Source organism: Microbispora sp. H11081 (assembly GCF_012999535.1).
GTDB lineage: Bacteria > Actinomycetota > Actinomycetes > Streptosporangiales > Streptosporangiaceae > Microbispora.
Window position 1 is genome coordinate 127,367 of record NZ_JABBWV010000012.1, and the last position, 24,072, is coordinate 151,438.

Annotated in this window: 21 protein-coding genes; 14 read left to right on the plus strand and 7 right to left on the minus strand. The window is 72.4% G+C overall.

Going from position 1 to position 24,072, the window contains the following annotated elements:
* The first annotated feature begins 54 nt into the window (after positions 1-54).
* Genes HHX31_RS25710 through HHX31_RS25725 form a run of 4 tightly spaced genes read left to right on the plus strand, consistent with a single transcriptional unit; the run spans position 55 to position 5,618 of the window.
* Positions 55-1,587 (plus strand): GH39 family glycosyl hydrolase, encoded by a 1,533-nt coding sequence (locus HHX31_RS25710; RefSeq protein WP_169951009.1) that lies wholly within the window; start codon positions 55-57, stop codon positions 1,585-1,587.
* Positions 1,584-2,303 (plus strand): hypothetical protein, encoded by a 720-nt coding sequence (locus tag HHX31_RS25715; protein WP_169951011.1) that lies wholly within the window; start codon positions 1,584-1,586, stop codon positions 2,301-2,303. Before HHX31_RS25710 ends, HHX31_RS25715 begins: the two co-directional genes overlap by 4 nt.
* Positions 2,290-4,383, plus strand: a complete 2,094-nt coding sequence (locus HHX31_RS25720) for an alpha-glucuronidase (RefSeq protein ID WP_311932235.1) — start codon at positions 2,290-2,292, stop codon at positions 4,381-4,383. Before HHX31_RS25715 ends, HHX31_RS25720 begins: the two co-directional genes overlap by 14 nt.
* A complete protein-coding gene (locus HHX31_RS25725) occupies positions 4,380-5,618 on the plus strand; it encodes an SGNH/GDSL hydrolase family protein (protein ID WP_169951012.1) in 1,239 nt (412 codons plus the stop codon). The genes HHX31_RS25720 and HHX31_RS25725 overlap by 4 nt, the downstream gene beginning before the upstream one ends.
* 19 nt (positions 5,619-5,637) lie before the next feature.
* On the opposite strand, the gene HHX31_RS25730 is transcribed toward HHX31_RS25725, so the two are convergent.
* Positions 5,638-6,090, minus strand: a complete 453-nt coding sequence (locus tag HHX31_RS25730) for a MarR family transcriptional regulator (protein ID WP_311932236.1) — start codon at positions 6,088-6,090, stop codon at positions 5,638-5,640.
* Positions 6,091-6,280: 190 nt separating this feature from the next.
* On the opposite strand from HHX31_RS25730, the gene HHX31_RS25735 reads away from it, so the two are divergent.
* On the plus strand, positions 6,281-7,717 hold the full coding sequence (locus HHX31_RS25735) for a PHB depolymerase family esterase (protein WP_169951013.1): 1,437 nt from the start codon (positions 6,281-6,283) through the stop codon (positions 7,715-7,717).
* Between the two features lie 95 nt (positions 7,718-7,812).
* Here the strand turns inward: HHX31_RS25735 and HHX31_RS25740 are convergent, their stop codons facing one another.
* Positions 7,813-8,646 carry a PaaX family transcriptional regulator C-terminal domain-containing protein gene (locus HHX31_RS25740; RefSeq protein WP_311932237.1) on the minus strand — a complete coding sequence of 278 codons (834 nt, stop codon included), beginning with the start codon at positions 8,644-8,646 and terminating at the stop codon, positions 7,813-7,815.
* A 101-nt stretch (positions 8,647-8,747) separates the two neighbouring features.
* On the opposite strand from HHX31_RS25740, the gene HHX31_RS25745 reads away from it, so the two are divergent.
* The 8 genes from HHX31_RS25745 to HHX31_RS25780 all read left to right on the plus strand — a co-directional run bounded on the left by HHX31_RS25745 (position 8,748) and on the right by HHX31_RS25780 (position 16,578).
* Complete coding sequence (locus HHX31_RS25745) at positions 8,748-9,662, plus strand: SDR family NAD(P)-dependent oxidoreductase (RefSeq protein ID WP_169951015.1); 915 nt, start codon at positions 8,748-8,750, stop codon at positions 9,660-9,662.
* 143 nt (positions 9,663-9,805) lie between these two features.
* Complete coding sequence (locus HHX31_RS25750) at positions 9,806-10,264, plus strand: MaoC family dehydratase (protein WP_169951017.1); 459 nt, start codon at positions 9,806-9,808, stop codon at positions 10,262-10,264.
* Positions 10,265-10,331: 67 nt separating this feature from the next.
* A complete protein-coding gene (gene speB, locus HHX31_RS25755) occupies positions 10,332-11,276 on the plus strand; it encodes an agmatinase (protein ID WP_169951018.1) in 945 nt (314 codons plus the stop codon).
* Between the two features lie 112 nt (positions 11,277-11,388).
* Positions 11,389-12,735, plus strand: a complete 1,347-nt coding sequence (locus HHX31_RS25760) for an MFS transporter (RefSeq protein WP_169951020.1) — start codon at positions 11,389-11,391, stop codon at positions 12,733-12,735.
* 12 nt (positions 12,736-12,747) lie between these two features.
* Positions 12,748-14,289, plus strand: a complete 1,542-nt coding sequence (locus HHX31_RS25765) for a long-chain fatty acid--CoA ligase (protein WP_169951021.1) — start codon at positions 12,748-12,750, stop codon at positions 14,287-14,289.
* Positions 14,286-15,347, plus strand: a complete 1,062-nt coding sequence (locus HHX31_RS35810) for an aromatic ring-hydroxylating dioxygenase subunit alpha (protein ID WP_211590323.1) — start codon at positions 14,286-14,288, stop codon at positions 15,345-15,347. The genes HHX31_RS25765 and HHX31_RS35810 overlap by 4 nt, the downstream gene beginning before the upstream one ends.
* Positions 15,344-15,571 carry a hypothetical protein gene (locus tag HHX31_RS25775; protein WP_169951023.1) on the plus strand — a complete coding sequence of 76 codons (228 nt, stop codon included), beginning with the start codon at positions 15,344-15,346 and terminating at the stop codon, positions 15,569-15,571. Before HHX31_RS35810 ends, HHX31_RS25775 begins: the two co-directional genes overlap by 4 nt.
* A 50-nt stretch (positions 15,572-15,621) precedes the next feature.
* A complete protein-coding gene (locus HHX31_RS25780; RefSeq protein ID WP_169951025.1) occupies positions 15,622-16,578 on the plus strand; it encodes a PDR/VanB family oxidoreductase in 957 nt (318 codons plus the stop codon).
* A gap of 24 nt (positions 16,579-16,602) precedes the next feature.
* On the opposite strand, the gene HHX31_RS25785 is transcribed toward HHX31_RS25780, so the two are convergent.
* Positions 16,603-17,124 (minus strand): YbhB/YbcL family Raf kinase inhibitor-like protein, encoded by a 522-nt coding sequence (locus HHX31_RS25785; RefSeq protein ID WP_169951026.1) that lies wholly within the window; start codon positions 17,122-17,124, stop codon positions 16,603-16,605.
* Between the two features lie 148 nt (positions 17,125-17,272).
* Here HHX31_RS25785 and HHX31_RS25790 point away from each other — a divergent pair, with 148 nt between their 5' ends.
* Positions 17,273-17,635: a hypothetical protein gene (locus tag HHX31_RS25790; RefSeq protein WP_169951028.1), complete on the plus strand. Its 363-nt coding sequence runs from the start codon at positions 17,273-17,275 to the stop codon at positions 17,633-17,635.
* Between the two features lie 232 nt (positions 17,636-17,867).
* On the opposite strand, the gene HHX31_RS25795 is transcribed toward HHX31_RS25790, so the two are convergent.
* The 4 genes from HHX31_RS25795 to HHX31_RS25810 all read right to left on the minus strand — a co-directional run bounded on the left by HHX31_RS25795 (position 17,868) and on the right by HHX31_RS25810 (position 23,745).
* Positions 17,868-19,985, minus strand: a complete 2,118-nt coding sequence (locus HHX31_RS25795; RefSeq protein ID WP_211590324.1) for a glycoside hydrolase family 44 protein — start codon at positions 19,983-19,985, stop codon at positions 17,868-17,870.
* Between the two features lie 338 nt (positions 19,986-20,323).
* The gene (locus tag HHX31_RS25800; RefSeq protein WP_169951031.1) at positions 20,324-20,995 is read right to left on the minus strand and encodes a FadR/GntR family transcriptional regulator; all 672 of its coding nucleotides are present in this window, start codon (positions 20,993-20,995) and stop codon (positions 20,324-20,326) included.
* 199 nt (positions 20,996-21,194) lie between these two features.
* Complete coding sequence (locus HHX31_RS25805; protein ID WP_169951033.1) at positions 21,195-21,980, minus strand: SAM-dependent methyltransferase; 786 nt, start codon at positions 21,978-21,980, stop codon at positions 21,195-21,197.
* A gap of 166 nt (positions 21,981-22,146) precedes the next feature.
* A complete protein-coding gene (locus HHX31_RS25810; RefSeq protein WP_169951035.1) occupies positions 22,147-23,745 on the minus strand; it encodes a lectin in 1,599 nt (532 codons plus the stop codon).
* Between the last annotated feature and the right edge of the window lie 327 nt (positions 23,746-24,072).

A 24,072-nucleotide genomic window follows, 5' to 3' on the forward strand; every position in this document is an offset into this window, starting at 1 on the left:
TGCCTGTCCCACGGCCGCCCCGCGCCTGTCGAAACGGTGAGCGAAGGACGTTAGATGCGCGACCCTGCCCCCGCTGTGCCCAGCCGATTTCCGGACGCCTGGCGTTTCTGCGTCGGCACCGGCCGCTTCGACCTGGCCCTGCGCCGGGACTACCAGGAGTCGCTGGCGCTGGTCCAGCGGGAGATCGGCTTCCGGCACATCCGGGGGCACGGGCTGCTGAGCGACGGCGCCGGCGTCCACCGGCCGTACGTCCACGACGGCGAGCGGCACGTGCGGCACGCCTTCACCTACGTGGACCAGGTGATCGACGCCTACCTCGGCCTCGGGATCGCGCCGTTCCTGGAGCTGGGCTTCATGCCGTCCGGGCTGGCGTCCGGCGACCGGACCGTGTTCTGGTGGCGCGGCAACATCACCCCGCCCAGCGACTGGCGCGAGTGGGCCGCGCTGGTGCGGGCCACGGTGACGCACCTGATCGGCAGGTACGGCCTGGAACAGGTGCGCACCTGGCCGATCGAGGTGTGGAACGAGCCCAACCTCAAGGAGTTCTGGCTCGACGCGGACGAGGCCGCCTACCACCGCCTGTACGAGGTGACCGCGAATACGATCAAGGACGTCGACGCCTCGCTGCAGGTGGGCGGGCCGGCCATCTCTCCTGGCTCCGACGAGTGGCTGCCGCGCTTCGCCGACTTCGTCGCAGGCCGGTCCCTGCCGATCGACTTCGTCAGCCGGCACGCCTACACCTCCGGCCCGGCCAGGCACGTGCCGTTCGGCACGCGCCAGACGCTGGCCCCGCCGTCGCGGCTGCTGGAGCAGTTCGCCACGCCCCGGCGTCAGCTCCGGGGCGGTCCGCTGGCGGACCTACCCGTGCACATCACCGAGTTCAACTCCTCCTACCGGCCCGACAACCCGATCCACGACACGGCCTTCCACGCGGCGTACCTCGCCCCGGTGCTGGCCGCAGGGGGAGACCTGGCCGACTCCTTCTCCTACTGGACCTTCTGCGACGTGTTCGAGGAGGCGGGCGTGCCCGCCTCGCTGTTCCACGGCGGGTTCGGCCTGCTGACCCACCGCCAGATCAAGAAACCGGCCTACCACCTGTACGCGTTCATGGCGCGGATGGGCGAGACGGTCCTGGCCCGCGGTGAGGACCACCTGGTCACCCGGCACGGCGACGGCCGGGTCACGGTGCTGGCCTGGGCACCGGTGGACGTCACCGGCGGCCCGCCGGTCGACGGGCACACCGTGCGGCTGACGGTCCCTGTCACGTCGCCGTCCGGGTCGGCCTTCCTGCTGCGTTCGTCGGTGAGCGAGGAGAAGGGCAACGCCTGGCGGGCGTGGCGCGAGATGGGCCGCCCGGCCTCTCCGACCCTCAGGCAGCTCGACCTGCTGCGGGAGGCTGCGGAGCCGGTCCGCGGGCATCGCGGCCTGCCGGTCGAGGACGGGCGCGTCCGCCTGGACGTCACTCTCGACCGCCACGAGGTCACCCTGCTGGAGATCGCGCCCGTGGTGGACGAGACCCCGCCCTGGGACGACGGGCAGGACGTGCGCCGCCTGCTCGGCCTGGACGACCAGGGAGGCCCCCGGTGACCGAGACGACGATCCGGCGGTTCGGCCAGGGACCGCTCTCGCGTGTCTCCGCGCTGGTCTACACCCTGCTGGTGGTCGAGTTCCTGCTGCTGGCCACCACCCTGCCCGGCCTGGCCGGGCTCGTCCTGCTCGGCCGGGACGCCGGCAACGTCCCGCTGGCCGCGGCGTGCGCGCTCCCCGCGGGCCCTGCGCTGTCGGCCGCGCTGTACGCGGTGCACCGCCGGAGGCCGGACCTGACCGACCTCCACCCCGGGCCGGCGTTCTGGCGTGGCTACCGGATGAACGTCCGCGGGGTGCTGAAGCTCTACGTCCCGTGGCTGGCGTGGCTGACCGTCATCGGGTCGACGCTCGCCAACTTCGGCGCGGCGGGGGTCCCCGGCTGGTGGGCGGCGCTGCTGGCCGTCGTCGCGCTCGCGACGGTCCTGTGGGGCGCGAACGCGCTCGTGATCACGTCGCTGTTCACGTTCCGGGCGAGGGACGTCGCCCGCCTGGCCGCCTACTTCCTGTTCTCCGCGCCCCGGGTCGCGCTCGGCAACGCGTGCCTCCTCGTCGTCGCGGGCGGCGTCACGTTCGTCGCCACCGAGGCGGCGCTGACGCTGCTCGGCTCGGTGTTCGCGGCGGCGCTGCTGCGGAACAGCAGGCCGCTGATCGCCGAGGTCACGGCGAGGTTCACCGTTCAGGGCGACTCCCCGGAGAGGTCTCGTGACGATTCCTGAGCCGGCCGGTCCTGAGATGGCCGGTCCTGAGATGGCCGCTCCTGAGATGGCCGGTCCTGGGATGGCCGGTGTCCACGCCGCGTGGCTGCCGCCGGAGGCGTTCCGTGCGGTCGGCTCGCGCCGCACGCTCGTGCTCGGCGAGGGCCGGCTCGCCGGCACGGTCCACGAGGAGGTGGCGCGGGCGTGCGCCCGGCACGGCGGAAGCGTGCGCCGCGCCGGCGACGGGCCGTACGACCTCGTGCTCGCGCTCACGGTGGCGGAGCCGCTGCCGGAGGCGGCGGCCGGGGCGCGCCCCGGCGCGCCGATCGGCGACGAGGGGTACGTGATCGCCCGCACGGACGGCGTCACGGTGGTGCTCGCCGACGAGCCCGCCGGGCTGCTCTACGGCCTGTTCCACGTCGTGCGGCTCGGCGAGCGGGCGTTCGCCGCCGAACGGCCGGCCGAGCACCACCGGCCCGCGACGCGGCTGCGCATGCTCGACCACTGGGACAACGTCGACGTGCACCCGGTGATGGGCCAGGTCGAACGCGGCTACGCGGGCGGGTCGATCTTCTGGCGCGACGGAGCCCCACGCGGCGACCTGGCCAGAGTGAGGGCCTACGCGCGGCTGCTCGCCGCCTGCGGGGTAAACGCGATCTCCGTGAACAACGTCAACGTGCACGCCACCGAGGCCCGCCTGCTGACCGACCGGCTCGGCGACGTCGCCGCGATCGCGGGCGTGCTGCGGCCGTACGGGATCAGGGTCCACCTGTCGGTGAGCTTCGCCTCACCCGTCACGGTCGGCGGGCTGCCGTCCGCCGACCCCCTCGGCGAGGACGTGCGCGGGTGGTGGGCGGAGGTCACCCGCCGGGTCTACGACGCGATCCCCGACTTCGGCGGATACGTGGTGAAGGCCGACTCGGAGGGACAGCCGGGTCCGTTCGCGTACGGGCGCGACCACGCCGACGGCGCGAACCTGCTGGCCGGGGCGCTCGCGCCGTACGGCGGGGTCGTGCACTGGCGGGCCTTCGTATACGACCACCGGCAGGACTGGCGCGACCGGTCCACCGACCGGGCCCGCGCCGCCTGCGACCACTTCGCGCCGCTCGACGGGCGGTTCCACGACAACGTGATCCTGCAGGTGAAGCATGGCCCGATCGACTTCCAGGCGCGCGAGCCGGTGTCGCCGGTGATCGCGGCCATGCCCGCCACCCGCGTGGCCGTGGAACTGCAGGTGACGCAGGAGTACACCGGCCAGCAGCGGCACGTCTGCTACCTCGCCCCGATGTGGCGCGAGGCGCTCGGCTTCCGCCCCCGGGGAGCGGGAGGTCCCGCCGTGGCGGACGTCGCCGGAGGAGGCGGAGGTCTGGTGGGCGTATCCAACGTGGGCGACGACCCCTACTGGACCGGCCACCCGCTCGCCCAGGCCAACCTGTACGCCTTCGGACGGCTCGCCTGGGAGCCGCGGCTGGACCCGGCGGCGATCCTCGACGAGTGGATCGACCTCACCTTCGCGCCGGTGGCGGACGGCGACATCGAGCGAGCACGGGGCACGCTGCACGCGATCATGGACGACTCCTGGCGCGTCTACGAGCGGTACACCGCGCCGCTCGGGGTCGGGTTCATGGTCCGCCCCGGCCACCACTACGGGCCCGACGTGGACGGATACGAGTACACCCCCTGGGGCACCTACCACTTCGCCGACCGGGACGGCGTCGGCGTGGACCGCACCCGCGCCACCGGGACCGGCTTCACCGGCCAGTACCCGCCGCCGTGGTCGCAGGTCTACGAGTCGCTCGCCGACTGCCCCGACGAACTGCTGCTGTTCTTCCACCACGTCCCGTACGGGCACGTGCTGCGCAGCGGGGCGACCGTCATCCAGCACATCTACGACACGCACTTCGCGGGGGCCGAGCAGGTGGCCGAGGCCAGGCGGCGGTGGCAGGAGGCGGCCGGGCTGTTCGACCCTGCCCTGCACGCCAGGGTGAGCGACCTCCTCGACGAGCAGGTCCGCTGCGCGGAGGAGTGGCGCGACCAGGTCAACGCCTACTTCTTCCGCAAGTCGGGTGTCCCGGACGCACGCGGGCGGCGCATCCCATGACGCACGCACGACCGGGGGCGGACGGGTGCTGGATCCCCACGTGGACGGCGATGCCGCAGGCCGCAGAGCCGGACAACATGCCGCCGTCGCCGTTCACGCGGGACGGCGTGGTCCTGGCCGATGCCACCCTGCGGCAGACGATCCGGGTGTCGGCGGGCGGTGAGCAGGTGCGGCTGCGCCTGTCGAACGCCTTCGGCGGGGCGGCGCTCCCCGTCACGAGGGTCGCACTCGCGCGCCCGGCCGCCGGACGGTCCGGGGTGAGCGCGATCCGGCCGGGCACCACGCGTGCGGTGACCTTCCACGGGCAGCCGGCGGTGACGATCCCGCCCGGCGCGCAGGCGGTCTCCGACCCGCTGGACGTCGGGGTCGCGCCCAGGTCCGCCCTGACCGTGACCGTCTACCTGGCCGACGGGCAGCGCTCGGCGAGCGTCACCGCGCATCCGGGCTCGCGGACCACCTCCTATCTGCTGGCGGGTGACCACACCGGCGCCGCCGACCTGCCCGGCGCGACCCCCGTCGACCACTGGTATCTCCTGAGCGCACTGGAGGTGTGGGCCGGGCCGTCGGCCGCGGCGGTCGCGGTGGTGGGCGACTCGCTCAGCGACGGCAGGGGCTCGACCACCAACGGCGACGACCGCTGGCCCGACCGGCTGGCCGACCGCCTCCAGTCGCTGCCCGGCACGCGCGGCGTGGCCGTGGCCAACCAGGCGGCCGGCGGCAACCGGGTGCTGAACGACGGCCTGGGTCCCGGCGTGCTGGCCCGGCTGGATCGCGACGTGCTCGCGCAGAACGGGGTGGCGTGGCTGGTCCTCTTCGCGGGGGTCAACGACATCGGCACGGCGGAGGCGACCGAGGCCGCGCAGAAGCGGGTGGCAGGCGACCTGGTCTTCGCCTACGACCAGATCGTCACCCGGGCGCACGCCAGGGGCATCCGGGTGTACGGCGCGACGCTGACGCCGTTCGGCGGCAACCTCGGCTACGACGACCCTGGAGGGTGCAGGGAGGCGGCCAGGCAGGAGGTCAACCACTGGATCCGCACCGGTGGCAGGTTCGACGCCGTCCTCGACTTCGACCACGCCGCGCGCGACCCGGCCGCCCCCCGGCGGCTCCTCGCGGCGTACGACGTGGGCGACCACCTGCATCTGAACCCGGCGGGCTACCAGGCGCTCGCCGACGCCGTGCCCGCCGTGCTGTTCCTGCGGGAACCGCCGCCGCCGGGCTTCGGGTTCCGCTGACGCCGGCGGCGGCGGGCGGTCATTCGCCGGGCCGCAGGGCGCGCGCGCAGAGGGTGAGGCCCTCCCTGAGGGTCTCGTGCGTCGCGTCGTCGACCTTCTCCAGCATGACCGTCTCGATGGCGTCGAGGGAGCTGTCGCAGCGCCGGAGCACGGACGCCCCCTCCGCGGTGAGCCGGGCGCACAACACCCGGCCGCCGTCCGGGTGCGGGTCGCGGCGGATCAGGCCGCGCCGTTCCAGGTCGCGGATGACGAGGTTCATCGCCTGCGGCGTGACGAAGGCGATGCGGGCCAGCTCCGCCGACGACACCCCGTCGCGGGTGCGGAGCTCGCTGAGCGCCATGTACTCCGTCGTGGTGACTCCGTGGCGGGCGAGCGCGTCGTCCAGACGGGCGCGGATGCGGCGCTCCAGGCGGAACACCAGATAGCTCAGGCGCGCCGCGGGTGCGGCGGAACGGGTGCGGCGGGCGGTCACCGGACGACCATACCGTGTGATCGTCTCGATGTAAGTTTCGCAGTCGTATCAAGTTGCTTGATAGCAAGTAGCTTGATATGCAGCGCGGATGCGCGGCCGGCCTGCGGGCCATTCTCCTGCTCCTTGACCTCCGGCGGCCCCGCTCATATACCGGCTGGCGTCAGTAGTCGCGAATAACGAGGAGGAGCGGATGAGGCGATTGCTCGCGGCGCTCGCCGGCGCCTGCGCGGCGGTTCTGGGCGCCGCCACGGTACTGGTCTCGGTGCTGGTGCCCGCGCACCCCGCCGCCGCGGCCACGTTGACCGAGGTGACCAACTTCGGCGCCAACCCCGGCAACCTGCGGATGCACCTGTACGTCCCGAACAACGTCCAGCAGAACCCCGGCATCGTGCTGGCCATGCACACGTGCGGCGGCTCGGGGCCGGGCTTCTACTCGTCCACCGAGTTCGCGTCGCTCGCCGATCGATACGGCTTCATCGTCATCTACCCGTCGGCGTCGAAGAAGATGAACTGCTTCGACAACTGGTCGGAGGCGTCGAAGGTGCGCGGCGGCCAGACCGACCCCGTGTCGCTAATGTCGATGGTTAACTGGGTCCGGCAGCAGTACAACGGTGACGCGAACCGGGTGTTCGCCACCGGCGCGTCCTCGGGCGCCATGATGACCAACGCCATGCTCGCCCTGTATCCCGAGGTGTTCAAGGCCGGGGCGGCGTTCATGGGCGTGCCGTTCACGTGCTTCCCCAACGAGGCGGCCTACAACCCGGCGGGCAACTCCGCCCCGTGCGTGGGCAAGAGCGCGCAGCAGTGGGGCGACGCGGTGCGCGGCGCGAACCCCGGCTACCAGGGGCCGTGGCCGCGGATGCAGCTCTGGCACGGGACGGCCGACAACGTCGTCGCGTACTCCGAGCTGGAGGAGGAGGTCAAGCAGTGGACGAACGTGCACGGCATGAGCCAGACGCCGACCGCGACGGACACGCCGCAGTCCGGGTGGAACCGCCGCCGCTGGATTGACGGCTCGGGGACGGTGAAGGTCGAGGCCTACACCATCCAGGGCGCGGGTCACAGCCTTCCCATGGGCGGCATGGCCGCCGTCGCCATCCAGTTCTTCGGCCTCAACGCCAGCGCCAGCCCGAGCCCGAGCCCGAGCCCGAGCCCCAGTGCCAGCCCGAGCCCGAGCCCGAGCCCGAGCCCCAGTGCCAGCCCGAGCCCGAGCCCGAGCCCGTCCGCGAGTCCTTCGGCGTCGCCCAGCCCGTCGCCGTCCCCGAGCCCGTCCGCGAGCCCGTCCGCGAGCCCGTCGAACCCGCAGCAGGGCGCGTGCCGGATCACCTACAGGCCCAACACCTGGAACAACGGGTTCACCGCCGAGGTGACGATCACCAACACCGGCGCCGCTCCCGTCAACGGCTGGACCGTCACCTGGGCGTGGTCCGGTAACCAGCAGGTCGTCAACGCGTGGAACGCCACCGTGACCCAGTCTGGGACGCAGGTCGTCGCGCGCAACGTCTCCTACAACCCCGCCATCCCCGCCGGAGGCAGCACGAACTTCGGCTTCCAGGGGACCTACAGCGGCACCAACGGCACACCGGCCGGCTTCGCCCTCAACGGCACGGCCTGCACGATCGGCTGACCGTGCCCGGCGCCCCCGGCCCGTGCCGCCGGGGGCACCGTTGGGGCACGGTCCGGGGCGCAGTCGGGGGCGCCGTCCGACCCGCCGGGGGCGGGTCAGACGGCCAGCGTGTCCAGGACGGCGGCGGCCAGCGCGGCGGCGGGCAGCTCGTACCGCTGCGCGAGGGTCTGGAAGGTCCGCTCGGCCTGGATCGCCGGCCAGTCCACGGGCAGCAGCTCGGCCGGCAGGTGCGGATCCTGCCGGACGAGCTGCAGCCAGTCGGTGTGCAGCAGCAACTGCCGCGCGAGGTCGTCCGGCGCGCCGGGAAGCGGCCGTGGGACGTCCCACTGGGAGAGGAACGCCCGGTGGCGCGCGGCGATCTGCTCGACGTCGAACGCCTTGCCGACCAGGTCGGCCGCCTCGGTCGGCGTGGACGCCCTGGCCGTCAGCACGGTCACGTGATCGCCGAGGTCCAGGGAGGCGAGGACGCCGGTGACGTCCTTGGCGCCAGGCGCGATCCACACCCCGCTCTGCAGCAGGCCGAACCCGTGCCACACGAGCCGGGAGCGAAGGTCGTGCCGGGTGCTGCGGCGGCTGTCCGGGATGGAGAACCCGACGACCGTCCAGGTGCCGTCCCAGTCGCGGTTCACCGCGCCGGTCTCCCACACCCTCCTGCGCCCGTCCTCCAGGACCTCCACGGCATGGGGGGTCAGACCGAAATACACCTTTCGTCCGTCCCGATGCCGGGTCAGTAGATTCCTCTTCGCCATCCGGGCGAGCGTCGACCGTACGGCCTCCTCGGAGACGCCGAGACGGGCGAAGACGTCGATGACGCTCCCGGAGTAGACGGCGACGTCGCGATGCAGCACGTAGATCCCGAGGAAGCTGAACATCAGGGACTGCGGGCGCGGGGTTGGCGCCGTCTGGTCGTCTTCGCCGCCGTGTGTCACAGCAGAAGGGTAGACCGTTCCCAACGTCATGCACATCATTGACGCCCGTCAGAAAGGTGCCATACGTTCGATCTGCACGCTGTCGGGCGAAGGGCGAGGCAATGGATCTGTCGGGGAAGGTCGCCGTTGTCACCGGTGCGGGGCGGGGCCTCGGCCGCGCGTACGCCGAGGCGCTGGCCGCGGCGGGAGCCGCGGTGATCGTGAACGACGTGGACGGCGAGTCGGCCGAGGAGGTCGTCGAGGCCATCACCGCCGGGGGCGGCGCCGCGCGGAGCGTCGTCGCGCCGGTCGGGACCGCCGAGGTGGCCGAGCGGCTGGTCGATCGCGCGGTGAAGGAGTTCGGCCGCCTGGACGTGATGGTGACGAACGCGGGGATCCTGCGGGACCGGGTGCTGTGGAAGATGTCGGACGACGACTTCGACGCGGTGATCGGGGTGCATCTGCGCGGGACGTTCACGTGCGGCAGGGCGGCGGCGGTGCGGATGCGTGAGCAGGGGAGCGGAGGCCGGCTGATCCTGGTGTCCTCGCCCGCGGGGCAGCGGGGCAATTTCGGGCAGACGAACTACGCGGCGGCCAAGGCCGGTGTGGTGGCGATGGCCAGGACGTGGGCGCTGGAACTGGCACGGGCGAAGATCACGGTCAACGCGGTGGTTCCGGTGGCGGCGACGGAGATGACGAAGACGATCCCGGCCTTCGCGCCGTTGATCGAGGAGGCGGAGCGGACCGGTGGGGCGTTGCCCCGATGGCTGCGCAGGGACGAAGGGCTGGGGACGGTCGAGGACGTCGCGGGACTGGTCGTGTTCCTCGCCTCGGACGCCGCGGCCGGGGTGACGGGCCAGGCGATCGGGATCGGGGGCGATCGGCTCGCGCTGTGGTCGCACCCGCGGGAGAAGGCCGTCGCGTTCGCCGAAGGCGGCTGGACGGCCGAGGCCCTCGCGGCCTCCTGGCACACGGGTGTCGGCGCCGTCCCCGAGACGTACGGCATACCCGCGCCCGTCGTCCCGGAGGCCGGGTGAGCCGGGGACCCGGTCGCGATCGGCGGGAGCGCGCACGAGTGGGCGGGCGCGGGGCCGTCCGGCACGTCCGGCCGCCCGAAGACCTGGAAGGACAACGCCGTACGCCCGCTCGGGCCCGGCACGCGGGAGAGGACGACCGAGGCATGACCACGACGGTGCACGGGCTCGACGAGATCAAGGCGCTGGCCGGCAAGGATCTCGGGCACAGCGGCTGGCTGGAGATCACCCAGGACCGGGTGAACACCTTCGCCGACGCCACCGGTGACCACCAGTGGATCCACGTGGACCCCGGCAGGGCCGCCGGCGGCCCGTTCGGCGGCACGATCGCCCACGGATATCTGACCCTGTCCCTGGTCATCCCGCTGTTCAACGAACTGCTCGACATCCAGGGCGTGACGATGAGCGTCAACTACGGCCTGGACAGGGTGCGCTTCCCCAGCCCGGTCAAGGTGGGCGCCAGGATCCGGCTGGGCGCGACCGTCGTCTCGGTCGAGGACGTCCCCGGCGGTGGCGTGCAGATGCATCTCGACTTCACCGTCGAGACCGAGGGCTCCGCCAAGCCCGCCTGCGTGGCCCGCGCCATCTACCGGCACTACGCCTGACCACGGCTCCCGTCCGACCCCCCGGGCCGCCGGGTTCGCTCAGGAGGCCGCAGGGAAGGGATCGGTCATGAGCGTGCCAAGGGGGCCTGTCGACTCCTCCCGGGTTCCGCGGTTCGCCGGTCCTGCCACGTTCGCGCGGCTGCCGCGCCTGGACGAGGTCGGGCGGGCGGACGTCGCGGTGGTGGGCGTGCCGTTCGACAGCGGGGTCTCCTACCGTCCCGGCGCCAGGTTCGGCCCCTCGGCCGTCCGCGAGGCCAGCAGGCTGCTCCGGCCTTACCACCCCGGGCTGGACGTCTCGCCGTTCGCGGCGGCGCAGGTGGCGGACGCGGGCGACATCGCGTGCAACCCCTTCGACATCCGCGCGGCCGTCGAGACCATCGAGGAGGCCGCCTCGGGGCTGACGGAGAACGGCACGCGCCTGGTCACGGTCGGCGGCGACCACACGATCGCGCTGCCGCTGCTGCGGGCGGCCGCGGCGCGGCACGGCCCGGTCGCGCTGCTGCACTTCGACGCGCACCTCGACACCTGGGACACCTATTTCGGCGCCGAGTACACCCACGGCACGCCGTTCCGCCGTGCGGCCGAGGAGGGCGTCCTCGACACCGAGGCGCTCTGCCACGTCGGCATCCGCGGGCCGTTGTACGCCAAGCAGGACTTGGAGGAAGACCGGCGGCTGGGCTTCGGCATCGTGACCAGCGCGGACGTGATGCGCAGGGGCGTCGACGAGGTCGCCGACGCGCTGCGCGCGCGGATAGGCGGCCGCCCGCTCTACGTCTCGGTCGACATCGACGTGCTCGATCCGGCGCACGCGCCCGGCACGGGCACCCCCGAGGCCGGGGGCCTGACCAGCAGGGAATTGCTGGAGATCCTGCGCGGCCTGGCCGGGTGCGACCTCGTCGGCGCTGACGTCGTGGAGGTCTCCCCGCCGTACGACCACGCCGAGATCACCTCGATCGCCGCCTCCCACGTGGCCTACGACCTGATCGGCCTGCTCGCGCTCACGGAGCGGTGATCCGGACGGGGAGCGCTATATTCGGCAAAGTATTGACCTCCGTTAGCAATCTGCCTAACCTCCGGACGAGAAGGCGAGCGTCTCGGCTCGCTCCCGGACGAGGAGCTCGGTCATGCCGAACCTGTCAGTCGCACCCCCCAACCGGACACAGCTCCGGCGCGCGGTGACCTCCAGCTTCCTGGGCAGCGTCATCGAGTACTACGACTTCCTGCTGTACGCCACAGCCTCGGCGGTCGTGTTCAACAAGGTCTTCTTCTCCTCCCTGGACTCACTCACGGCCACCGTCGCCAGCTTCGGCACGTTCGCCACGGGATATCTGGCCAGGCCGCTCGGGGGCGTGATCTTCGGTCACTACGGCGACCGGCTGGGGCGCAAGCGCATGCTCATGCTGACCATGACGCTTATGGGTGTCGCCAGCTTCCTCATCGGCCTGCTCCCCACCTACGCGCAGATCGGCAGCCTCGCGCCCATCGCGCTGGTCGTCCTGCGGGTCCTGCAGGGCGTGGCCGTCGGCGGCGAGTGGGGCGGCGCGGTGCTCATGTCCGCCGAGCACGCGACCAGCAGGCGCGGCCTGTGGGCCAGCTTCACCAACGCGGGAGCGCCCTTCGGCATGGTGCTCTCGACGGCGGCGCTCACCGGCACGGCCGCCCTCATGGACGAGCAGGCGTTCCTGAGCTGGGGCTGGCGGGTGCCGTTCCTGATCAGCATCGTGCTGCTGGGGGTCGGCCTGTTCGTCCGGCTGCGGGTCGAGGAGACCCCGGTGTTCGAGGCCGCCAGGCAGCGGGTGTCCCGGGTGCCGCTGCTCGACGTGTTCCGCGACCACCCGAAGACCCTCCTGCTCGCGGTGGGCGTCGGACTGTCCGCCTTCGTGGCCCAGGGCACCCTCACCACCTACCTCATCGCGTACGGCGTGCGGGCCGGCTTCCCCAGGCCGGCGGTGCTCAACGCGCTCACGCTCTCGTCCGCCCTGGCCGTCGTGGGCATCATCGGCTGGTCGGCGCTGTCCGACCGGATAGGGCGCCGCCCGGTCGTGCTGGTGGGCGCGGTGCTCATGGCGGGGTTCGGCTTCGTGCTCTTCCCCATGGTGGACTCCGGCAGCACGGCCGTGCTCGCCGTCGCGCTCGTGCTGGGCCAGGCGATCATCCACCCCCTGATGTACGGCCCGCTCGGGGCGTTGTACACCGAGCTGTTCGCCACCGGGAGCCGCTACACGGGCGCCTCGCTCGGCTACCAGATCGCCGGGCTCGGCGCCGGTCTGGCCCCGCTGCTGTTCGCGCAGCTCGACGCGTCGACCGGCGGGTCGACGACGACGATCTCGGTGATCGTCGCCGCGTGCTGCCTGCTGACCGTGGCCTGCGTCCTGGCGCTGCGCGAGACCCACCGGCATGATCTGACCACGGTCGCACCCGGGGCGCCGGCCGGTCAGGTCGCCGACACGGCGAAACCGTCCTCCGCCTGACGAGGGGTGCCGATGCGCAACGCAGGACTGGGAGGCTGGCCGGCCCGCCGGGCCCAGATGAGCCCGGGCCGCACCGCGTTCGTGTACGGGGACAGGTCGTTCAGCTACGCGGAGGTCCACGACCGGACGACGAGACTCGCCTCGCGGCTGGGCGAGGCGGGGGTGCGGGCCGGGGACCGGGTCGCCTACCTCGGTCCCAACCACGTCGCCTTCGCCGAGACCATGTTCGCGGCCCACCTGCTCGGCGCGATCTTCGTACCGCTGAACTTCCGGCTGGCCGCGCCCGAGATCGCGTACATGCTGGCGGACTCGGGCGCGGCGGTCCTCGTCTACGCACCGGAATGCGCGGCCGTGGTCCGCGAGATCCCCCGGCCTCCCGCCCCGCGGACGGTCGTGGCCCTGGAGTCGCCGGCGGAGGGGGAGCGGCACTACGAGACCTGGCTGTCGCGCGGCGACCCCTCGCCGATCGACACCGCGGTGACCATCGACGAGGTCGCCCTCATCCTCTACACTTCCGGCACCACGGGACGGCCCAAGGGCGCCATGCTGACCCACGCCAACCTCGTGTGGAACTGCTTCCACATCATGATCGGCGTGGACGTGACGAGCACGGAGGTCGCGCTGATCAGCGCCCCGCTGTTCCACGTGGCGGCCCTCAACCAGACGCTGCTGCCGACCTTCCTCAAGGGCGGCACCTCCGTCGTCATGCCGTTCTGGGACGTCGACCGGTGTTACGACCTCATCGAGAAGCACCGGGTCACCTGGATGTTCGGGGTCACCACGATGTTCGCCGCGTTCGCGCGGTCGCCGCGCTGGCCATTGGCCGACCTGTCCTCGCTGCGCACCCTCATGTCCGGGGGAGCGGCCATCCCGGTGGCGCTGATCCGCACCTACCAGGAGCGCGGCCTGGTCTTCTGCCAGGGCTACGGGATGACCGAGACCGCGCCGGGCGCGACCTTCCTGGAGGCGGGCGAGAGCGTGCGCAAGGTGGGGTCCGCCGGGGTGCCGGTCTTCTTCGCCGACGTGCGCGTGGTCCGGCCCGACCTCACCCCCGTCGAGCCGGGCGAGCCCGGCGAGGTGCTCGTCCGCGGGCCGAACGTTACCCCCGGCTACTGGGGGAACCCGGAGGCCACCGCCGCCGCGTTCACCCACGACGGCTGGTTCCGCTCCGGCGACATCGCCACCCTGGACGACGAGGGCCACCTGCACGTCGTCGACCGGGTGAAGGACATGTACATCTCCGGCGGCGAGAACGTCTATCCGGCGGAGGTCGAGAGCGCGCTCTTCGAGCACCCCGCCGTGGCCGAGGCCGCCGTGGTCGGGGTGCCGGACGAGCGGTGGGGCGAGGTCGGCCGGGCCTTCGTCGTGGCCCGCCCCGGCGCCGCCGTCACCCCGCGTGAACTGCGGGACTTCCTGCGTCCCCGGCTCGCGAAGTACAAGATCCCGGTCTACGTCGACGTCGTCGGCACGCTGCCGAAGACCGGGTCCGGCAAGATCCGCAAACCCGACCTGCGCAGGCGGCCCCTGTCCGCCGGCCCGAGGAGTGAGTCGTGATCGTCTCCGAATTCGCACGCGACCAGTGGTACGTGGCCGCCTACGGCCACGAGGTGGGCCGGACCCAGCTCGGCCGCACCATTCTGAACGAGCCGATCCTCCTCTACCGCACGGAGGACGGGCGGGCCGTGGCGATGGCCGACCGCTGCGTGCACCGCCGGTTCCCCCTGTCGGAGTCGCCCAGCCACCTGGTGGGCGACCGGGTCGTGTGCGGCTACCACGGTTTCACCTACGGCCCTGACGGCGTCTGCGTCGCAGTGCCCGCCCAGCAGCGCATCCCGCGCACCGCGCGGCTGCGCACCTACCCCGTGGTGGAGCAGGACTCGTTCGTCTGGGTGTGGATCGGCGACCGGGAGCCAGGCGACACGCTGCCGCCGCGCGCGCCCTGGCTGGCCTCGCCCGACTACGCCACGGTGTGCGGGATGGAGCCGCTGAACGCGAGGTACGGCCTGCTCGTGGACAACCTCCTCGACCTGTCCCACGAGACGTACCTGCACGGCGGGTACATCGGCACTCCCGAGGTGGCCGAGACCCCGATCACCACGGAGGTCGACGAGGACGCGGGCGTCGTCTACGTCAGCCGCCACATGGACGACGCGGCCTGCCCGCCGTTCTACGCCGAGTCGACCGGCATCAAGGGCCGGATCACCCGCTGGCAGGACATCGAGTATCACCCGCCGTGCCTGTACCTGCTGCACAGCAGGGTCGCCCCCGTCGGGTCGCCTCCGCCCGCCGCCGACGGCTCGGACCCGCACGCCTTCCACGTCGAGGTCGTGTACGCGATCACTCCGTCGACCACGGACACCACCTACGACTTCTGGGCCGTGGCCCGCGACTTCGCGCTCGGCGACGAGAAGGTCTCCGACTTCCTGCGGGACAGCAACCGCACCGTCGTGCTGCAGGACGTCGCGGCGCTGAACACGCTGGAGCAGGTCCTCGCCCGGGAGCCGGACCGATACCAGGAGCTGTCGGTGAACATCGACACCGGCGGCCTGGCCGCCCGCCGCCTCCTCGCCCGGATGGCCTCCCCGGCGCCCGCGCGGACCGCCGTCCGATGAACGGGCGGGACTCCGGCGCGCGGGCCGGCCGCACCGTCCACCGCATCCGCTGGGTGCCGGGCACGGACCGGCTGCACGCCTCCTGCTTCTGCGGGGCCGAGCGGGAGTTCGAGGACCCGGTGGTCCTGTGGGACTGGCTGCTCGGCCATCCCGAGGGCCACCGTCCCGGCGGCGCGGAGGCGCGGGACCGCGACTCGCCCGCCCCGGCCGCCGTGCTCGTCTGAGCGACAGGGACACGTCTGAGCGACAGGGACACAGGGGGACGTCGACCACCATGCCCGTCACGGAACCGGAGCTCGACCTGAAGGTGGCGGGCAGGACGCCCGCCGCCGACGGCGTCGTCCTCCTGCGCCTCGTACGTCCCGACGGCGGCCCGCTGCCCGCCTGGACGCCGGGCGCCCACCTCGACCTGCTGCTCGCGCCCGGCCTCGTCAGGCAGTACTCGTTGTGCGGCGACCCCGGCGACTCCTCGGCCTTCCAGGTGGCGGTGCTCAGGGAGCCCGCCGGGCGGGGCGGCTCCGCGTACGTGCACGACCGGGTTGCGGAGGGCGACACGATCCGGGTCCGCGGCCCTCGCAACCGCTTCGGCCTGGCCCGGTCACCCCGCTATCTGTTCGTCGCCGGCGGCATCGGCATCACCCCGATCCTGCCCATGGTGGAGGAGGCGGCGCGGTGCGGGGCCGACTGGCGGCTGGTGTACGGCGGGCGCACCCGGGCCTCGATGGCGTTCGCCGACCGGCTCGCGCGGGACCATCCGGGCCGGGTGGAGCTGTGCCCCCAGGACGAGACCGGCCTGCTCGACCTCGACGCGCTGCTCGGCGTCCCGCGCGCGGACACCCTCGTCTACTGCTGCGGGCCCGAGCCGCTGCTGGCGGCGGCGCAGGAACGGTGCGCCTCCTGGCCGGAGGGCGCGCTGCGGGTCGAACGCTTCGCGCCCGCGGACACGGGCGAGACCGGACCTTCGGCCGTGTTCGAGGTGGAGCTGGCCCTGACCGGCACGACGCTGACCGTGCCCGCGGACCGCTCGATCCTTGAGGTGGTGGAGGAGGCCGGGGTCGCGGTGCTGTCCTCCTGCCGCGAGGGCACCTGCGGCACCTGCGAGACGGCGGTGCTCGACGGCGTCCCCGACCACCGCGACCACCTGCTCACCGAGGAGGAGCGCGCGGCCGGGGACGTCATGTTCATATGCGTGTCGCGGGCCAGGTCCGCCCGCCTCGTCCTCGAACTGTGACCCGCCCGGGGCGGAGGCCGCCTGTCAGCCGCCCCAGGTGGCGACGGTCTCCGCCGAGGCGATCGCCGCGTCCTTGATCCGCTGGTGCGTCGTCGCCGCGTCGCCGTCCGCCGTGACCGGGCCCGGCAGCGCGTACACGATGAAGTGGTAGCGATGCACGCCGCTCGGCGGGCAGGGGCCGGCGTAGGCGGCCGTGCCCCCGCTGCCCGGCAGGACCTCCCCAGGAGACCGGCCCTCGGGCACGCTCGTCTCGGTGGCGGGGACGCCGGTCACCATCCAGTGGATGTACGTGCCGCCGGGAGCGTCCGGGTCGTCCACCACGATCGCCAGCTCGCGAGCGGAATCGGGGACGCCGCTCCAGGCCAGCGGAGGCGAGACGTCCTGGCCTCCCTGCCCGGCGCAGGCGTGTTTCCCGGGAAGCGCGGCGCCCTCGGCGAAGGCCGGGCTGCTCACCTTCAGAGCGCCCGCCGGCGCCGCGTCCTCGGCGGAGCACCCGGGGAGGACGACCGCCAGCAGGGCGGGGCCGATCAGCTTACCGATCTTCATGCGGCCAGGATAGGCGGCACGAGCACGCCTGCGTGGCGGAAAAGACGCCGTCGTCCCGGCCGACGATTGTTCACTTCTCGCGATTGCACGGCTACTCCATGTCATCGATACTCGTCGGGATGACAGCTGCGCCGGGGGAGGGTCCAGGATGGTGCGAACCAGGCATGGCGGGATGCTCGCGGGGATCGTCGCGGCGACCGTGCTCCTCGCCGTCCCGCCCTCGTCCGGGGCCGCCGCCCCCGATGCGGCGCCCGGCGCGGTCGATGTGTCCGGTGCGGCCGGTGGCCGGCCGATCGACTGCCGCGACTGGGCCTGGCCGCAGGCCCACACCGTGCGGAACACCAAGCCCGTGTACTCCCTCGGGAAGTGGGGCGGCGCGGTGGACGTGACGCTCTGGCGCGGCGACGCGGGCCCGCGCGGGGAGTGGCACTACTGGGCCGCTCTGACCGGACGCACCCGTCCCGGCGACGCGGTCTGGCTTGAGGTGTGGCCGCCGGGCGGCGGCCCCTGACATCGGTGCGGTCCCTTTCCGGTCACCGGCGAGGGCCGGGCGGTCACCTCTCCGATGGCCCTGTGGAGTCGTTTCACGCTCGTCCGGGCCTGCGCCCGCCACGACGACGTCAGCGCGTGCGGGCCGGACAAGGGAGCGATGGTGGACTGACTCCCCGCCGGCTCCCTGCGATCTCCCTGCGACTTCCCCGCGAGGGCGGGCCCCGGAGGGCCGGCCCTCGCAGGTCATCGGGTCAGCTCGTCGCGCAGGGCGAGCCGTTGAGCGTGAACTGCCCGGGCGCGGGATTGGCGCCGTCGTCCCAGCGGCCGAGGAAGCCGAAGGTCACACTGCCGCCGTTCGCGCCGATCGTGGCGTTGTAGGAGGCGTTGGACACCGTGACCTTCGACCCGCTCTGGGTGTACGAGCCGTCCCACAGCTGGGTCACGATCTGCCCCTTGCCGTAGGTCCAGCCGAGCCGCCAGCCCTGCACCGCGGACGGCCCCCGGTTGACGATCCGGACCGAGGCCTGGAAGCCGCCCGGCCACTGGTTGGTGACCGCGTATGTGACCGTGCAGGCGGAGGCCGGCGTCGGCGAGGAACTGGGCGACGGGCTCGGGGAAGGGCTCGGCGAGTGACTCGGCGACGGCGACGGCGACGGGCTGGGTGAGGGGCTGGGCGAAGGGCTGGGCGACGGGCTCGGGGAGGGCGAGGCCGATGGAGACGGCGACGGGCTGGGGGACGGGCCGGTGCCCTCGGGGATCACGACGGTGCTGATCGAGTTGGCCGGGAACGTGCCGGTGAAACCACCGGCCCCCACCCGCACGTCGGCGTCGCGCCTGATGGCCGACGTGTCCGCCGCGCCGTACCGGTACACCTGGGCGGTCGCCCCGCCGTCGCGTCCCCGCACCGCGACCTCGCTGGTCAGGTCCTCGCCGGTCTTGTTCACCACGACGAGCGTGAGCGCCCCGTCGGACGCCCGCTCGGCCGCGTACACCGCGAGCCTGCCCTGGTCGGCGCTGGTGGCGCCGACCGCGGTCTCGCCGAACCGGCCGCCCGCGCCGTCGTAGTTGAGGTACATGCGGAAGGCGTACGCTCCCGGCTGGGTCGCGGTGGGCGGTCCCCACAGGGTGGCGAGGTCGAGGCCCTCGCGGCCGAAGATGCCGAGGATGTCGGCCTGGGCCAGCGCGCCGTTGATGTGGTCGAGCGCGCCCCAGTTGTACTCGGTGACGGCGGTCCTGGTGCCGGGATACTCGGCGGCCACCAGTTCCTTCATCCGGGGGATGAGCCTGACCTGGGTGTTGATCCAGCTCTCGTCCGTGTACGTGGGGTCCCACAGTGCCCGGGTGGAGCGCAGGCGCAGGGCGTCGGTGGTGGGGTCGCCCCCGGAGCCGAAGGCGACGCCGGACGCCTGCGGATAGAAGTGCTCGTCGAAGTAGTCGAGGACGCGCAGGCCGTGCTCGTCCTCGTACTCCTTCATCTGCCGCAGATACCAGGTGGTGAACGGAAGGCCGCCGCGGACCTCCTTGTCCGGCGGGTTCGACCAGCAGTTGGTCCGGCCGCAGGTCTCCTGGTCGAGGCCGGAGTAGTCCCAGGAGGACCAGCCCCAGCCCACCGGGCCGAGCGTCTTCGCGCCGGGGTCGGCGGCCTTGACGGCGGCGCCGATGAGATAGGCCCTGTCACGCAGTTCGACCGAGCTCGCGCCCTCGGGATGGACGTCCCGGTGGGTGCCGTGCCAGATGTCGGGCTCGTTGTCGAGGCTGTAGAACTTCACCCCGCCGTTCGCGGCGGTGCCGTAACTGCCGGTGAGGTGTCCTATCCAGTCCTTCACGTACGCCGCCCCGGCCTCGACGCTCGTGTCGCTCGGATCGTTGCCGGTGATCTTCGTGCCGTCGGGCCGCACGCCGTCGCCGCAGTCGGGGCGCCACTGGTCGGTCCGCTGCTGCGGGCCGTACTTGGCCACGGAGAATCCGCAGGACGCGTCGCGGCCCTTGGGCACCCAGCCGATCAGCGGCATGGTGAGGATCGTGGCGGTGCCGGTGCGGCGGTCCTGCTCGACGAACCGGTCGGTGGTCGAGCCGTCCGGCAGCTTCGACGGGTCGGGGTTGTCCTCGGCGATGTTCTCGAAGAACCAGTCGGAGGCGCGGTTGCTCGTGTCGTACAGGTAGTTGTAACGGGTCGTCGCGTTGCCGCCCCACCGGCGTACCGGGAGGCGCAGTTCCTTGGCGAGCGTCTCGTCGGCGAAGTTCATGCCGTAGACGTAGAGGCTGATGGGGTGCCGGCCTGTGGTCGTGTCCACCGTCAGCGCCGGGCCCGCGGCGGCGGCCGCGAGTGCGGGCGGCTGTCCTGCCCCGCCGAGCGACAGTGCGATCACCGTGGTTAGGACGATCGGAAGCGTTCGCGTTCGCACGGGTCTCCTCTCGAGTCCCTGGGGTGCTGGGGATGCCGTGGTGCTGGGGATGCCGTGGTGCCGGGGCCGCCGCATGCCAGGGGGGAGCAGCCTGTCGCGGCCAGGCCCATCACGCTGGCCAAGACCCGGCGGGGGATCAACAAGAGGAGTTGACGGATTGTCGCGGGGGCGCGTTGAGCAGCCACGCCTCCGAAGCCGCGCATGGAAGTTTCACGACCGCCTCAGGGCCTGACGATGCCCGGCGGACGGCCGGTGGCCGTCCGGGGCCACGCCTGACGCGTCGCCCGGCCGGACAGGACGCGTCACAGGGTGCGGCGGAGCCACTCCTCGACGCCCGCCACGTGGACCGTCGCCCAGGCGCTGGCCACGTCGGGCCTGCGGGCCGCGATCGCGTCGCAGATCATCACGTGCTGCTCGCGGGTGTCGGCGAGCGCGCCCTCCTGGGTCAGGCCGCGCCACACCCGGGCGCGGGTCGTCGGCCCGGATAGGCTGTCGAGCAGCGAGCAGAGCACCGGGTTGCCCGATCCCGCCGCGATGCGGCGGTGGAACAGCAGGTCGTTGGCGACCAGTTCCTCCACGCTGGGGTCGCCCGGCAAGGCGTCGAGGATCGCGCGTAACTCCTCCACGTCCTCGCCCGGCATGTTGAGGGCGGCCATCGCGGTCGCGGCGGGTTCGAGGACGCGCCGCACCTCGAGGAACTGCAGCACGGTGTCGTCGCGGTGGAAGTCCACGACGAACGACAACGCCTCGAGAAGCAGGTGGGGCTGGAGGCTGGTGACGTAGGTGCCGTCACCCTGCCGCACGTCGAGCACGTTGATCAAAGCGAGGGCGCGGACGGCCTCCCGCAGGGAGTTGCGGGACAGGCCGAGCCGTTCGGCCAGGTCGGCCTCCTTCGGCAGCCGGTCACCCGGAGCGAGCTCACCCGACGTGATCATCTGCTTGATCCTGTCGATCGCCGCGTCCGTGACCGCCACGAAGTCACCTCCACCGTATTCCCCGCGAGCGAGGCGCACACATCCGATCTCCAGCAGTGTAGAGGTGCGCGATGCGACCGCGCGGGGCCGGTCGCCAATGGCGTGACCTCACTTCGCGCCGTCAGACGGTGTCAGGTTGGGGAAGGGCGTCCCAAGGCACCTCCGATCTCCCGGTCCGCCGGCCCGTCCGTGGACCGTTTCACGGCTTGCGGCCGACTCCGCCCTCCACCACCATCCGGGTGGGCACGGAGTCCATGGAGGGGCGCCATCGCTGGACCGGCACCATGCCGGGCTCCACCAGTTCGAAGCCGTCGAAGAAGCGCAGGAGTTCGCCGCGGGTGCGGAACGTCGAATGCGCGGGGGTGTTCGCCGTCGCGGCCTTCAGGCTCTCGACGGCCTCTGCGTCGCTCTCCGCGGCCATGTTGGAGATGGCCACGTGGCTGCCGGGCGCCATGCGGTCGCGCCACCGGGCGACGATGCCGTGGGCGTCCTCCTCGTCGGAGACGAAATGGAGAACGGTGACGAACAACAATCCGACGGGCTCGGCGAAGTCGATCAGCGCCCGGAGGGCGGGGTGGTCCATCACCGCCCCGGGGCGGCGGATGTCCTCCTCGATGGTCGCCACAAGGGAGTCGGACGTCAGCAGCGCGTCGTTGTACACCTTCACGACCGGATCGTTGTCCACGTAGACGACCCGCGCGGACGGGTGGACCTCCTGCGCGATCTCGTGCACGCTCGGCGACGTGGGGATGCCCGCGCCCAGGTCGACGAACTGCCGGATGCCCTGCTCGGCCATGAACCGCACGGCCCGGGTCAGGAAGGCGCGGTTCGCCCTCGCGACCGATCGTGTGTCGGGCGCCAGCGCCAGCAGCCTCCGGGCGACCATCCGGTCGATCTCGAAGTTGTCCTTGCCGCCCAGCAGGTAGTCGTACACCCGGGCGCTACTGGGCACCTCAGGGTTGGTGCCGACCGGTACTTTCGCCACAGCCGTCTCCCGTCCCCCCGAGATCCTTCGGTGATCATAATCCGAGGGTGCACCCGTACGGCAGCCCGGGCGGAGCGGCGACCGCCCCCAAGATGGGAGCGGTCGCCGGGGACGGGCCGCGTGCCGGCGAGCCGGCACGCGGGTCAGCGTCCGCCTGAGATCCTGTTCAGGCGCGGGTCCAGCGCTGGTTGACGCCGCCGTTGCAGGACCAGATGACGAGCTTGGTGCCGTTCGCGGTGGCGTTGTTGGGCACGTCGAGGCACTTGTTCGCACCGGCCGCGGTGATGGTGCCGTCGGCGTTGAGACGCCACTTCTGGTTGTCCTGGCCGTTGCAGTCCCAGATGATCACATTGGTGCCGTCGGTGGTGCCCCTGTTGTACACGTCGAGGCACTTGGTGCCGTAGACCCGAAGCTCACCGGAGGCGGTCGGCGTCCACCGCTGGTTGGTCTGGCCGTTGCAGTCCCAGATCTGCGCCTGCGCGCCGTTCGCCTGCGACGCGCCCGTGACGTCGAGGCACCGGCCCGACCCGACGCCCTTGAACGCGCCGGCCCCGGTGGGAGTGGGGGTGGGGGACGGGGTGACCAGGCCCCCTCCTGTCACGACGTACATGGCCGCCCCGTGCGCGGGCACCTGCGCGCTGATCGTGCCGGACGAGGAGCCGGTCGTGTGCGCCCACAGGTCGCGCACGGAGTAGGAGGCGGCGGAACCGAGCCCGAGGGCGGAGGCGGTGGTGGACACCGTCGCGGTGGAGGTGCCCCGGTTGAGCAGGACGACGGCGACCGAGCCGTTCGACATCGGCTTGCGCCACACCTCCAGGTTCCCGTTGTCGCTGATCTTGTGGCCCTGCTTGCCGCCCCAGTCCTGGTTGACCGCGATGACCTCGGTGTTCGTGAGGGTCGTGCGGGTTTCGGCGCTCATCGAGCGGATGTCGTTGCCCGCGATGAGCGGTGCGTTCAGCAGCGCCCAGAGGCTGAAGTGCGCCCGCCCCTCGGTCGCCGTCAGCGAGCCGACCCCCACCTCCAGCATGTCGGGGTCGTTCCAGCCGCCCGGTCCCGAGTACGCCTCCAGGCCCACCTGCTGGTCGAGGATGCCCATGACCGAGTTCCAGTTCGCCTGGATGTCGCCCGTCGTGCGCCAGGAGTTGCCGGTCTGCATCCCCCAGGTCCAGACGCTCTCCTGGCCCCAGTTGCACAGGCTGAACAGGATCGGGCGGCCCGTGGCGGCGAGCGCGTCACGCATAGCCGTGTACCGCTGCTGGCCGTTCTTGCCCTGGTGGTCGCCGCAGTTGTCGTACTTCAGGTAGTCGATTCCCCAGGAGGCCCACAGGGCGGCGTCCTGCCGCTCGTAACCGAGGCTGGCGGGGTAGCCCGCGCAGGTCGTGGTGCCCGCCGAGGAGTAGATGCCGAGCTTCAGGCCCTTGGAGTGGACGTAGTCGGCCAGGGCCTTCATGCCGCTGGGGAACTTCTGCGGATCGGCCACCAGGTCGCCGTTCGCGTTGCGGCTCTTGGTGGACCAGCAGTCGTCGATGTTGACGTACGTGTAGCCCGCCGCCGCCATGCCGCTGGACACCATGACGTCCGCGGTCTGCCGCACGAGCGTCTCGTTGACGTTGCAGCCGAAGGTGTTCCAGTCGTTCCACCCCATCTGGGGCGTACGGGCGAGGCCGTTGTCGAGCGCGGCGGCCGGTGACGTCGCGCCGCCGGCCGCGACGAGGGACCCGGCGGCCAGCACCGCCGCCAGCGTCCATCGAACGATCCTGTGCATGTGACTCCTTAGCCGTGGGTCGCCGGATCGCCGCGGTGCGGACGTCCGGCGGGCGCGTGGTGAGCGCGCGTGAGGTGCGCTGTGACGTGCGTGGTCATGTGGCTTATGGGGGGTGCGCGTGGTCGGGCACGCGTGGTGGCGGCGCGGGCCGGGCGCCGCCGCACCGGGCGCTCCGCGTTCGGTCGGAGCGCCGCCGGTGAAGGCCGGCGGCGGGAGACGGCCGGATTGATAGCGATAACATTCCCGGCCCGCGTCGGGTGTTCGGTGGTGGTGCGGCGGAGCCAATACGACGCCGCCCATCCCGTCAAGGGGGGTCCGGGCGGGCGC

Bases quoted from the DNA above. Each gene is read 5' to 3' on its own strand.
- HHX31_RS25710 (WP_169951009.1), top strand. From the start codon at position 55: ATGCGCGACCCTGCCCCCGCTGTGCCCAGCCGATTTCCGGACGCCTGG.
- HHX31_RS25725 (WP_169951012.1), top strand. From the start codon at position 4,380: ATGACGCACGCACGACCGGGGGCGGACGGGTGCTGGATCCCCACGTGG.
- HHX31_RS25735 (WP_169951013.1), top strand. From the start codon at position 6,281: ATGAGGCGATTGCTCGCGGCGCTCGCCGGCGCCTGCGCGGCGGTTCTG.
- HHX31_RS25745 (WP_169951015.1), top strand. From the start codon at position 8,748: ATGGATCTGTCGGGGAAGGTCGCCGTTGTCACCGGTGCGGGGCGGGGC.
- HHX31_RS25750 (WP_169951017.1), top strand. From the start codon at position 9,806: ATGACCACGACGGTGCACGGGCTCGACGAGATCAAGGCGCTGGCCGGC.
- speB (WP_169951018.1), top strand. From the start codon at position 10,332: ATGAGCGTGCCAAGGGGGCCTGTCGACTCCTCCCGGGTTCCGCGGTTC.
- HHX31_RS25760 (WP_169951020.1), top strand. From the start codon at position 11,389: ATGCCGAACCTGTCAGTCGCACCCCCCAACCGGACACAGCTCCGGCGC.
- HHX31_RS25765 (WP_169951021.1), top strand. From the start codon at position 12,748: ATGCGCAACGCAGGACTGGGAGGCTGGCCGGCCCGCCGGGCCCAGATG.
- HHX31_RS25775 (WP_169951023.1), top strand. From the start codon at position 15,344: ATGAACGGGCGGGACTCCGGCGCGCGGGCCGGCCGCACCGTCCACCGC.
- HHX31_RS25780 (WP_169951025.1), top strand. From the start codon at position 15,622: ATGCCCGTCACGGAACCGGAGCTCGACCTGAAGGTGGCGGGCAGGACG.
- HHX31_RS25785 (WP_169951026.1), bottom strand. From the start codon at position 17,124: ATGAAGATCGGTAAGCTGATCGGCCCCGCCCTGCTGGCGGTCGTCCTC.
- HHX31_RS25790 (WP_169951028.1), top strand. From the start codon at position 17,273: ATGGTGCGAACCAGGCATGGCGGGATGCTCGCGGGGATCGTCGCGGCG.
- HHX31_RS25810 (WP_169951035.1), bottom strand. From the start codon at position 23,745: ATGCACAGGATCGTTCGATGGACGCTGGCGGCGGTGCTGGCCGCCGGG.